Origin of the sequence: Thermobifida alba (assembly GCF_023208015.1) — a bacterium.
Taxonomy (GTDB): Bacteria; Actinomycetota; Actinomycetes; order Streptosporangiales; family Streptosporangiaceae; genus Thermobifida; species Thermobifida alba.
Genome location: NZ_CP051627.1, coordinates 4,717,084 through 4,728,632 on the forward strand (window position 1 = coordinate 4,717,084; position 11,549 = coordinate 4,728,632).

The window sequence follows — 11,549 nt, forward strand, 5'->3', positions numbered from 1 at the left end:
AGGACTCCAGTGCCGTCAACGGAGGGGTGCCCATGGCTGCGGTCGGCAACACCAGGAGACACCTTCGCGGGGGCGCGTGCGTACCTCGGGGGAGTCTCCGGTCGAGGAGGGCGCCGTGAGGGGCGGTACACGGGTGTGGCTCGGCGCGATCCTGGGACTGTTCCTGATGTACGCGCTGGGCACTCTTCCCCAGGTCGGCGGGGTGTCCCTGGCCGTCTGGGCGGGGACCTGGCCGACGGCGGCGGCCGCCGCCGTCGCGGCGGCGGCGCTGCTGCACGCCGCCCGGTCGCAGACGCGCGCCGACGGGGCGGAGGGAACCGAGGACTCCGACAGCGCCGCCGCGTTACGGCTGTTCGGCTTCGCCGCCCTGGCCTGGTGCACGGGCGCGATCACCTACGGGGTCACCGGCCTGCTCAACGCCGGTGCCTTCTCACTGACCTTCGGAGACCTGTTCTCCCTGGTGGCGCTGCCGCTGTTCACGCTGGGCTTCCTCCGGTTCGCGCCGCTGCCCCGGCGGGCGCGTTCGCTGGTCCGGCACTTCACGGACAGCTACGTGTGCGCGGCCGCGGTGTTCAGCGTCGTGTGGCTGCTGCTCTTCCAACCGCTCTACCAGGACCTGGGCGACGGCGCGGGGGTCGTGGCGTTCGCGCTGGTCTATCCGGTCGCCGACATCGCCGTGCTGTGCCTGCTGGGGCCGCTGGTGCTCACCTCGCCGCACAGCACCAGGCGCGCGGTGCTGCTGGCGGCGGGCGCGTTCGTCACCATCTGCGCCGCCGACCTCATCGGGGCGGTCAGCCGGCTCTCCGGGGAACCGGTGGCGGGGGGCATCGAGTACCCGGTGCGGCTGCTCGGCTTCCTGCTCCTGGCCGCGGTTCCCTGGATGATCAGGAAGAACGCGGGAACGACACCGCGGCGGATCACGGGCCGCGGCCTGTACCGGGTGGCCCCGGAGATCGCCGCCGTCACGGCCCTGAGCATCGCCGCGCTGGTCATGACCGTCGCCGGACTGCGCGCGGACGGGATCGCGCCGGTGCTGCCGCTGGCCGTGGGGTCGGCCGTCCTCGTACTGGTGGTGCGGGTGGCCGGCATGATGGAGGAGGCGGCCGTCCTGGGGCGGATCGTGCACACCAGGGAGCGGCACCTGCACGAGTTGGCCGAGAACAGCGGCGACATCATCGTGATCCTGGAGGCGGACGGCCGGATCTTCTACATGAGTCCCGGCGCCGTCGAGATGTTCGGGTACCGCAGCGGAGATCCGCTGCTCGACAATCCCGTGACCTCGCTCGTCCACCCGGAGGACCTGCCCCGCCTGGCCGCCGCGGCCGCCGAGTTCCGGCGCGGCGCGGAGAGCGTACGGGTGCGGGCCCGGGTCCGCGCGGCCGACGGTACGTGGCGGCACACCACGTCCACCGCCTCGCTGTACGAGCGCCCCGGTGAGCCCAACCGCTTCCTGCTGACCACCCGCGACATCAGTGCCCAGGTGGAACTGCAGAAGCAGGTCGACCACCTCACCTTCCACGACGGGGTGACCGGCCTGCCCAACCGCGCCTACCTGGAGGAGCGCGTCCGCGAGGTGCTGGGCAGGCGCGCGGAGGCCGGGGAGGGCCAGCAGGCGTCGCAGACCGCCGTGGTCTTCCTGGACCTGGACGGCTTCACCGCGGTCAACGACTCGGCCGGGCACGCCTTCGGCGACTACCTGCTCGCCCAGGTCGGCCACCGGCTGCGCGCGGTCCTGGGGGCGGGCGACACGCTGGCCCGGTGGGGCAGCGACGAGTTCGTGGCGCTGGTCGAGGAGCGTCCCCGCGCCGACAGCGTGGTCGACCTGGCGGAGCGGATGATCCGGGTGATCGGGGGCGAGCCGTTCCAGGTGGCCGAACGCGACGTGGTGGTGACGGCCAGCGTGGGCGTGGCCTTCGCCGAACCGGGGGTCGACGGGGCGGAGCTGCTGCGCAACGCCGACATGGCCATGGCGCGGGCCAAGGAGCAGGGCGGCGGTCACGTGGAGGTCTACGCCGCGCACATGCACGCCCAGGTGGTGGGGCGGCTGGAGTTGCAGGCCGAGCTGCGCCGGGCGCTCGCCGACCGCACGTTCGTCCTGGAGTACCAGCCGGTGGTCAGTCTGGAGACGTCCCAGGTGACCGCGGTGGAGGCGCTGGTGCGGTGGCAGCGGGAGGACGGGACGCTGGTGCCGCCGGAGGAGTTCATCGGCCCCGCCGAGGAGTCCGGGCTGATCGTTCCGCTGGGGGAGTGGATCCTGCGCGAGGCCTGCCAGAAGGTCGCGGTGTGGCGCGCCACCACCGGGCTGGACATCGGCCTGTCGGTGAACGTGTCGGTGCGGCAGGTCCTGTCGCCGGGGTTCGTGCGCAGCGTGGAGGACGTGCTCGCCGAGAGCGGGCTGGGCGCCGAGGCGCTGACGGTGGAGGTCGACGAGGAGATCCTGCTGGAGAACCCGGTCGTCGCGGTGGAGCGCCTCACCAAGCTGCGGGGGCTGGGGGTCCGGTTGGCCGTCGACGACTTCGGGCGGGGCCACGCCTCGCTGTCCCACCTGCGTCGGCTGCGGGTGGACGAGATCAAGATCGACCCGTCGTTCGTCCGGGAGCTGGACTCCGACGACACCGTCACCCTGCTGACGAGGACCATCATCCGCCTGGGGCAGGACCTGGGGGTGCAGGTGGTCGCCGAGGGCGTCGAGCACGACTGGCAGCTGCGTCGGCTGCGGGAGATGGGCTGCGCCTACGGGCAGGGGTTCCTGGTGGGGCGGCCGATGGACGCCGCGGGGGTGGAGGCCCTGGTCGGCGGAGAGACGAGCGCCACCGCGCTGTGAGATTCCCGCCACGCGCGAAGCCGTGTCGGCGGGCCCGGTGCACGCTCGCGACCGGCCGGGATGGCATGATGGGAAGGCCGTCGCGGCACACCGTCCCGGCGCGCCCGCAGCGGTTCGAATGGTGATCCAAATATCTCACATCCTGAGATGAAACAGTGTTCTGTTTGACGTGGCGCCCCCGGCTCGGTCATTGTTGATGACGTGCAGAGCAACTTCCTGATTCTCGTACTTGGTCAGCGCGCAGCCCGCTGACCGAGTCGATGCTGCGCGCTCCCCTCAACCGCCTGGGCGGTGGGGGGTTTTTTGTTGCCAGTCACGCGTTACCCGCCCTCTCTGAAGGATCAAGTGATGACCGAGCAGATGACCGGAGCCCAATCGCTCATCAGGTCGCTGGAGCACGTCGGCGTCGATGTCGTGTTCGGAATCCCCGGGGGGGCGATCCTCCCCGCCTACGACCCGCTGTACGACTCCGCGAAGGTGCGCCACATCCTCATGCGCCACGAACAGGGGGCCGGGCACGCCGCTGAGGGGTACGCCTACGCCACCGGACGACCAGGCGTGTGCATGGCCACCAGCGGCCCCGGGGCGACCAACCTGGTGACGCCGCTCGCCGACGCCTACATGGACTCGGTCCCGATGGTCGCGATCACCGGACAGGTGGCCGGCCCGGCGATCGGCACCGACGCGTTCCAGGAAGCCGACATCTGCGGCATCACCATGCCGATCACCAAGCACAACTTCCTGGTCCGCGACCCCGCCAAGATCGCCAGCACCATCGCCGAGGCCTTCCACATCGCCTCCACCGGCCGCCCCGGCCCGGTCCTGGTCGACATCGCCAAGGACGCGCTCCAGGCCCAGACCCGCTTCGAGTGGCCGCAGCGGCTGGACCTGCCCGGCTACCGCCCGGTCACCAAACCGCACGGCAAGCAGGTCCGCGAGGCCGCGCGGATGATCGCCGAGGCGAAGCGCCCGGTCCTCTACGTCGGCGGCGGCGTGTTCAAGGCGGGCGCCGCCAAGGAACTGCGTGTACTGGCCGAACTGACCGGCATCCCGGTCGTCACCACCCTGATGGCGCTGGGCACCTTCCCCAGCACCCACCCCCAGAACCTCGGCATGCCGGGCATGCACGGCACCGTCGCCGCGGTCGGCGCCCTGCAGCGCGCGGACCTCATCGTGGCGCTGGGCGCCCGCTTCGACGACCGCGTCACCGGCAGGCTCGACTCCTTCGCCCCCCACGCCAAGATCGTGCACGCCGACATCGACCCGGCGGAGATCTCCAAGAACCGGCACGCCGACGTGCCCATCGTGGGCGACTGCCGGGAGGTCATCGCCGACCTGGTCGTGGCGGTCCGCGCCGACCAGGCCGCCGGACGCCAGGGCGACTACGCCGCGTGGTGGGACCAGCTCAACCGGATGCGCGAGACCTACCCGCTGGGCTACGACGAGCCCGGCGACGGCTCCCTGGCCCCGCAGCACGTCATCCAGCGCATCGGCCAGATCGTCGGCCCCGACGCCACCTACGTCGCCGGGGTCGGCCAGCACCAGATGTGGGCCGCCCAGTTCATCGACCACCAGCGCCCCGGCTCCTTCGTCAACTCCGGCGGCGCCGGGACGATGGGCTTCGCGGTCCCGGCCGCCCTCGGCGCCAAGGTCGGCGACCCCGGCCGGGCGATCTGGGCGATCGACGGCGACGGCTGCTTCCAGATGACCAACCAGGAGCTGGCCACCTGCGCGGTGGAGGACATCCCGATCAAGGTCGCGGTGGTCAACAACGGCAACCTCGGCATGGTCCGGCAGTGGCAGACCCTGTTCTACGACGGCCGCTACTCCAACACCGACCTGCAGACCGCGCCGCTGCCGGAGACCAAGAAGGTGCGCATTCCGGACTTCGCCCGCCTCGCCGAGGCGTACGGTTGTGTCGGACTGCGCTGCGACCGCGCGGAGGACGTGGACGCCACCATCGAGAAGGCCATGGCGATCAACGACGTGCCCGTGGTGATCGACTTCACCGTCAACCACGACTCGATGGTCTGGCCGATGGTCGCGGCCGGAGTCAGCAACGACAACATCCAGTACGCGCGCGACATGGCGCCCGACTGGGACGACGACGAGGAATAGGAGAGGTTCCGGATGAGTCTGCACACGCTGTCCGTCCTGGTGGAGGACACGCCCGGAGTGCTCGCCCGCGCAGCCTCCCTGTTCTCCCGTCGCGGCTTCAACATCAACTCCCTCACGGTGGGACCCACCGAGTACGAGGGACTGTCCCGCATGACGATCGTGGTCAACTGCGACCGCCATCCCCTGGAGCAGGTGACCAAGCAGCTCAACAAGCTGGTCAACGTCATCAAGATCGTCGAGATGGACCCCGAGGCGTCGGTGCGCCGGGAACTGCTGCTGGTCAAGGTCAAGGCCGACCCGAGCAACCGGTCCCACGTGCTGGAGACGGCCCAACTGTTCCGCGCCAACGTCGTCGACGTGAACCCGGACGTGGTCGTCATCGAGGCCACCGGCCAGCCCGACAAGCTCGAAGCGCTGATCCGCAACCTGGAGCCGTTCGGGATCAAGGAACTGGTGAAGTCGGGGGTGGTCGCCCTCGGCCGCGGTCCCAGGTCCATCACCGACCGGTCGCTGCGCGCGGTCGAGCGCAGCGCCTGACCCTGTATCCCGGGGATTCCCGCCGGGGACCCCGAACGTCCCGGCGCGGCGGCGTCCGGCCCGGTTCCGTCCGCCGCGTCGCAGACGACAGATCTCTCAGCAAGGAGTTAAGCCGAAGTGGCAGCACAGATGTACTACGACGACGACGCCGACCTGAACCTCATCCAGGGACGCACCGTCGCCGTCATCGGTTACGGCAGCCAGGGGCACGCGCACGCGCTGTCGCTGCGGGATTCCGGCGTCGACGTGCGGGTCGGCCTGCCCGAGGGGTCCAAGAGCCGGGCCAAGGCCGCCGAGGACGGCCTGCGGGTCGTCACCCCGGCGGAGGCGGCCCAGGAGGCCGACCTCATCATGATCCTGGTGCCCGACCACATCCACCGCGACCTGTACGCCAACGAGATCGCTCCGCACCTCAACGAGGGCGACGCGCTGTTCTTCGGGCACGGCTTCAGCATCCGCTACGGCCTGATCGAGCCGCCGGCGGGGGTCGACGTGGCAATGGTCGCCCCCAAGGGCCCCGGCCACCTGGTCCGCCGCCAGTTCGAGGCCGGACGCGGCGTCCCGGTGCTGGTCGCCGTGGAGAAGGACGCCTCCGGTTCCGCCTGGGACCTGGCGCTGTCCTACGCCAAGGCCATCGGCGGCACCCGCGCCGGCGCGCTGAAGACCACCTTCACCGAGGAGACCGAGACCGACCTGTTCGGTGAGCAGGCCGTGCTGTGCGGTGGGGTGTCCGAGCTGATCAAGGCCGGGTTCGCCACCCTGGTCGAGGCCGGCTACCAGCCCGAGGTGGCCTACTTCGAGTGCCTGCACGAGATGAAGCTCATCGTCGACCTCATGTACGAGGGCGGCATCTCCAAGATGTACTGGTCGGTGTCGGACAACGCCGAGTTCGGCGGCTACACCCGCGGCCCGCGCGTCATCACCGAGGCCACCCGCGAGGAGATGCGCAAGATCCTGCGCGAGATCCAGGACGGCACCTACGCCCGCGAGCTGGTCGAGGAGTTCGACAACGGCCGTCCGAACTTCCTCAAGCGGCGTGAGGCCGAGCAGGGCGAGCAGATCGAGAAGGTCGGCGCCGAACTGCGTCCGCTCATGAGCTGGCTGAAGGGCTGACCGAACCGGAACGGAGCGGGGTTCCGGGGCGCCCGCGCGCCCCACGGCCCCGCTCCGCTTCCGCGGTGGTCCACACCAGTGGACGCGGTCGGGGGTCGGTTAAGCTGGAGTTCCTGTAACAGCGGAGCAACCCGGCGCTAGACTTCTCCTCGTTCTGGCGCCTGGTCGGAGCCGACGCCGTCATGCCATGACTGCGGTGCCGCCGCAGTCGAACCACACGCACTCCCTCTAAGGAATTCGCTGTGCCCAAGCCAGTCGTCCTGGTCGCGGAAGAACTCTCGCCCGCCGGAATCGCGCTGTTGGAAGAGGACTTCGAGGTCCGAACCGTCGACGGCGCCGACCGTTCCCAGCTCCTCCCCGCGCTCGCCGGAGCCGACGCGCTGATCGTGCGCAGCGCCACCAAGGTGGACGCCGAGGCGCTGGCCGCGGGACCCGCCCTGAAGGTCGTGGCGCGTGCGGGCGTCGGACTGGACAACGTCGACGTCGAGGCCGCGACCAAGGCGGGCGTGCTCGTCGTGAACGCGCCCACCTCCAACATCATCAGCGCGGCCGAGCAGGCCATCAACCTGCTCCTGGCGACGGCCCGCAACACCGCTCCCGCCCACGCCGCCCTGGTGCGGGGCGAGTGGAAGCGCTCCAAGTACACCGGCGTCGAACTGTACGACAAGACCGTCGGCGTCGTGGGGCTGGGGCGCATCGGCGTGCTCGTCGCCCAGCGGCTCGAAGCGTTCGGCACCAAGCTGATCGCCTACGACCCCTTCGTGCAGCCCGCCCGCGCCGCGCAGCTGGGCGTCGAACTCGTCGAACTGGACGAGCTGCTGGAGCGCAGCGACTTCATCACGGTGCACCTACCCAAGACCAAGGACACGATCGGCCTCATCGGCGAGGAGGCGCTGCGCAAGGTCAAGCCGAGCGTGCGCATCGTCAACGCCGCGCGCGGCGGGATCGTGGACGAGACCGCCCTCTACCACGCCCTCAAGGAGGGCCGGGTCGCCGGCGCGGGCCTCGACGTGTTCGCCAAGGAGCCGTGCACCGACAGCCCGCTGTTCGAGCTGGAGAACGTCGTGGTGGCCCCGCACCTGGGCGCCAGCACGCACGAGGCGCAGGAGAAGGCCGGCACGCAGGTGGCCCGGTCCGTCAAGCTCGCGCTGGCCGGCGAGTTCGTGCCGGACGCCGTCAACATCCAGGGCAAGGGCGTGGCCGAGGACGTCAAGCCGGGCCTGCCGCTGGCGGAGAAGCTCGGCCGCATCCTCGCCGCGCTCGCCGACGGCGCGGTGACCCGCGTCGAGGTCGAGGTCCGCGGCGAGATCGTCGCCCACGACGTCAAGATCATCGAGCTGGCCGCGCTCAAGGGCCTCTTCACCGACATCGTGGAAGAGGCCGTGACCTACGTGAACGCGCCGCTGGTGGCCAAGGAGCGCGGCGTGGAGGTGAGCCTCACCACCGAGGAGGAGAGCCCCAACTGGCGCAACCTCATCACGGTGCGCGGCATCCTCGCCGACGGCCGGCGCGTCTCGGTGTCGGGCACCCTGACCGGCCCGCGCCAGCTGGAGAAGATCGTCGAGGTCAACGGCTACACCATGGAGATCGCGCCCAGCGAGCACATGGCGTTCTTCTCCTACGACGACCGCCCCGGCGTGGTCGGCGTGGTCGGCCAGCTGCTCGGCCAGGCCCAGGTGAACATCGCGGGCATGCAGGTCAGCCGGGACAAGGAGGGGGGCGAGGCGCTCATCGCGCTGACCGTCGACTCGGCCATTCCCGACGAGACCCTCAGCACCATCTCCGCCGAGATCGGCGCCGAGATCAGCCGGGTGGACCTGGTCGACTGACCGTCGCAGGCGTCCAGGGCCCGGCCCCCTGCGGGAACCGGGCCCTTTCCGGTTTTTCCGGCCCCCGCCGAGGGCTTTTTAGTTGGCCTTCCGATATTCTGTCTTCCTAGTAGACAGCGTTCCGTCCGGTTGTGCGACCGCACAGTGGTCGCCGAGACCGCGGAACGCCGTGCCGCCGCCTCGACCAGGACGTCGGCACTCCGTACCGGTCAGGTGATCCCACCGGAGGCGTCTTCCCGCCCGAGCCGGCCGTGTCCGCGATCCCGGAGTCCGGCCGGAGCGCCACGACCCCGCCGTGGGCGCGCCCTGTTCCGGGGCCGCCCGGATCGCGAATCGAGGACCGACCATGTACGAGACCACGACCACCGACGGGGCCGAGGAGGCCCGCGAAGCCCTGCAGACCGCACTCGACCGGCGGGACAACGGGGGACCGGCGGGCCACTGACGGCCTGCGCAGCCCGTCCCGCTCCGCGGCGTGCCGACGGCCCCGGCGATTCCGTACCGGGGCCGGGAGCGTGCTGACCTCCCGAGTGGTGTTCCGCTTCGGTACCCTTGTCTCATCCCTGTTGTCAGCTGTCTCAACACATGAGACACGAGGTCGCGCCCACCGCGCCCCGGAGAGATCCGGCGCGCCGGACGCGCAGCCGAGACACCGTCAATCCCGAAGGCAAGGCTCCATATGTCCGCTCGTACCGTGAAGTTGGCCGTGATCCCCGGTGACGGCATCGGCCCCGAGGTCGTCGCCGAGGGGCTCAAGGTCCTCGCCGCCGTCGCCCCCCGGCACGGACTCGCCCTCGACACCACCGAGTACGAGCTGGGCGCCCGCCGGTGGCACGCCACCGGCGAGACCCTGCCCGACTCGGTGGAGGAGGAGCTGCGCCAGCACGAGGCCATCCTCCTCGGAGCGGTCGGCGACCCCACGGTGCCCAGCGGTGTGCTGGAGCGCGGGCTGCTGCTGCGGCTGCGCTTCAACTTCTCGCACTACGTCAACCTGCGGCCGGTCCGGCTCTACCCGGGGGTGACCACCCCGCTGGCCGGCGTCGCGCCCGAGGACGTCGACATGCTGGTCGTGCGGGAGGGCACCGAGGGCCCCTACGCCGGGATGGGCGGAGTGCTGCGCAGGGGCACCCCCGGCGAGATCGCCACCCAGGACAGCGTCAACACCCGCTTCGGGGTCGAGCGCGTCGTCCGCTACGCCTTCGCCAAGGCCGCCGAGCGCCCCCGCCGCAAGCTCACCCTGGTCCACAAGGACAACGTGCTGACCTACGCCGGTGAGCTGTGGCAGCGCGTGGTCCGCGAGGTCGGCGCCGAGTACCCCCAGGTCGAGGTCGACTACCTGCACGTCGACGCCGCCACCATGTTCTTCGTCACCCAGCCGCGGCGCTTCGACGTGGTCGTCACCGACAACCTCTTCGGCGACATCATCACCGACCTCGGCGCCGCCGTCGCGGGCGGCATCGGCCTGGCCGCCAGCGGCAACATCAACCCCGAGGCGGACTTCCCCAGCATGTTCGAGCCCGTGCACGGCTCCGCCCCCGACATCGCGGGGCAGGGCAAGGCCGACCCCACCGCGACCATCCTGTCCGCGGCGCTCATGCTGGACCACCTGGGCTACGCCGAGGCCGCGGCCCAGGTGGAGCAGGCCGTGGCCGAGGACCTGCAGGCACGGGCCAAGGACGGCGGATCCCGCTCCACCGTCCAGATCGGCGACGACATCGCGCAGCGAGTAGCGGAGCAGGGCTAGGCGGACACCACCGCTCACGCCCTGCTGGTTTCGCGCGGCGCGGCTGAGCACGAGTACCCCTTGATGCGACGGGCGCGCCCCTGGCGCGCCCGTCGCCGTGTCCACAGCTTCGGGTCTGGCTCTGGCTCCGGGTGCGTCGTTTCCGTCACACTAGTTCTCGGAACGGCAGTGTCGCCGTTCCGAAGTATCCGAGAGGATCGGCAGCACATGAGCAACGGCACCACCACAAGCGGGTTGACGTTCGACATCCAACTCTCCACCGAGCGGAGGACCCCGCAGGAGCGAGAGGCGATCCTGGAGAACCCCGGGTTCGGCAAGGTGTTCACCGACCACATGGTCACCATCCGCTACACCCCGGAGAAGGGCTGGCACGACGCCCGGCTCCAGCCCTACGGGCCGCTGTCGCTGGACCCGGCCACCTCGGTCCTGCACTACGCCCAGGAGATCTTCGAGGGACTCAAGGCCTACCGCCACCCCGACGGCGCCATCGCCTGCTTCCGGCCCGAGGCCAACGCGGCGCGGTTCAACACCAGCGCCGCGCGCATGGCGATGCCGGAACTGCCCGAGGAGCTGTTCCTCGGGGCGATCGAGACCCTGCTCGCCCACGACGGCGACTGGGTCCCCACCCAGGCCGACACCAGCCTGTACCTCCGCCCCTTCATGATCTCCACCGACGTGGGTCTGGGCGTCAACAGCCCGTCCGGCAGCTACCTGTTCGTCCTCATCGCCTCACCGTCGGGGGCCTACTTCTCCGGCGGGGTCAAGCCGGTCACCGTCTGGCTGTGCGAGGACTACACGCGGGCCGCGCCCGGCGGCACCGGGGCGGCCAAGTTCGGCGGCAACTACGCGGCCAGCTTCCTGGCCCAGGCCCAGGCGGTCGAGCAGGGCTGCGACCAGGTCGTCTGGCTCGACGCCGTGGAGCACCGCTGGGTCGAGGAGATGGGGGGCATGAACCTCTTCTTCGTCTTCGGCTCCGGTGAGGACGCCCGGCTGCTCACCCCGGAACTGACCGGCACCCTGCTGCCCGGCATCACCCGCGACTCGCTGCTGAAGCTGGCCCCCGAACTCGGCCTCCAGGTCGAGGAGGGGCGCATCTCCACCGACCAGTGGCGCGACGCCGCGCTCAGCGGAGAGCTCACCGAGGTGTTCGCCTGCGGCACCGCCGCCGTCATCACCCCGGTCTCGCACGTCAAGGGCCGTGAGGGCGAGTTCCGGATCGGCGACGGCCAGCCCGGTCCGGTCACCCTGCGGCTGCGTGAGGAACTCGTCGGCCTGCAGTACGGACGCCGCCCCGACAGCCACGGCTGGGTCCGCAGGTTCTGACCGCCGGGCCGCTGCCCGAGCCGACGAGCGTCCGCAACGGACGCCGACCGCGACGGTCCCG

The 11,549-nt window shown here is 70.8% G+C and carries 7 protein-coding genes; all 7 read left to right on the top strand.

Going from position 1 to position 11,549, the window contains the following annotated elements; genetic code table 11:
- Positions 1–166: 166 nt before the first annotated feature.
- The 7 genes from FOF52_RS21095 to FOF52_RS21125 all read left to right on the top strand — a co-directional run bounded on the left by FOF52_RS21095 (position 167) and on the right by FOF52_RS21125 (position 11,488).
- Positions 167–2,824, top strand: coding sequence for a putative bifunctional diguanylate cyclase/phosphodiesterase (locus tag FOF52_RS21095; protein ID WP_248593966.1), 2,658 nt, complete (start codon positions 167–169; stop codon positions 2,822–2,824).
- Between the two features lie 348 nt (positions 2,825–3,172).
- Positions 3,173–4,942 carry an acetolactate synthase large subunit gene (locus FOF52_RS21100; RefSeq protein ID WP_248591628.1) on the top strand — a complete coding sequence of 590 codons (1,770 nt, stop codon included), beginning with the start codon at positions 3,173–3,175 and terminating at the stop codon, positions 4,940–4,942.
- A gap of 12 nt (positions 4,943–4,954) precedes the next feature.
- Positions 4,955–5,479, top strand: coding sequence for an acetolactate synthase small subunit (gene ilvN, locus FOF52_RS21105; protein WP_248591629.1), 525 nt, complete (start codon positions 4,955–4,957; stop codon positions 5,477–5,479).
- 117 nt (positions 5,480–5,596) lie between these two features.
- Entirely contained in the window at positions 5,597–6,592 is a 996-nt protein-coding gene (ilvC, locus tag FOF52_RS21110) for a ketol-acid reductoisomerase (RefSeq protein ID WP_248591630.1), read from the top strand.
- Between the two features lie 242 nt (positions 6,593–6,834).
- Positions 6,835–8,421 carry a phosphoglycerate dehydrogenase gene (serA, locus tag FOF52_RS21115; RefSeq protein ID WP_248591631.1) on the top strand — a complete coding sequence of 529 codons (1,587 nt, stop codon included), beginning with the start codon at positions 6,835–6,837 and terminating at the stop codon, positions 8,419–8,421.
- Positions 8,422–9,100: 679 nt separating this feature from the next.
- Positions 9,101–10,165: a 3-isopropylmalate dehydrogenase gene (locus FOF52_RS21120; protein ID WP_248591632.1), complete on the top strand. Its 1,065-nt coding sequence runs from the start codon at positions 9,101–9,103 to the stop codon at positions 10,163–10,165.
- A 207-nt stretch (positions 10,166–10,372) separates the two neighbouring features.
- Complete coding sequence (locus FOF52_RS21125) at positions 10,373–11,488, top strand: branched-chain amino acid aminotransferase (protein WP_248591633.1); 1,116 nt, start codon at positions 10,373–10,375, stop codon at positions 11,486–11,488.
- Positions 11,489–11,549: the final 61 nt, after the last annotated feature.

Excerpts from the sequence above, each read along its gene's own strand:
- FOF52_RS21095 (WP_248593966.1), top strand. The coding sequence starts at position 167 with ATGTACGCGCTGGGCACTCTTCCCCAGGTCGGCGGGGTGTCCCTGGCC.
- FOF52_RS21100 (WP_248591628.1), top strand. The coding sequence starts at position 3,173 with ATGACCGAGCAGATGACCGGAGCCCAATCGCTCATCAGGTCGCTGGAG.
- ilvN (WP_248591629.1), top strand. The coding sequence starts at position 4,955 with ATGAGTCTGCACACGCTGTCCGTCCTGGTGGAGGACACGCCCGGAGTG.
- FOF52_RS21120 (WP_248591632.1), top strand. The coding sequence starts at position 9,101 with ATGTCCGCTCGTACCGTGAAGTTGGCCGTGATCCCCGGTGACGGCATC.
- FOF52_RS21125 (WP_248591633.1), top strand. The coding sequence starts at position 10,373 with ATGAGCAACGGCACCACCACAAGCGGGTTGACGTTCGACATCCAACTC.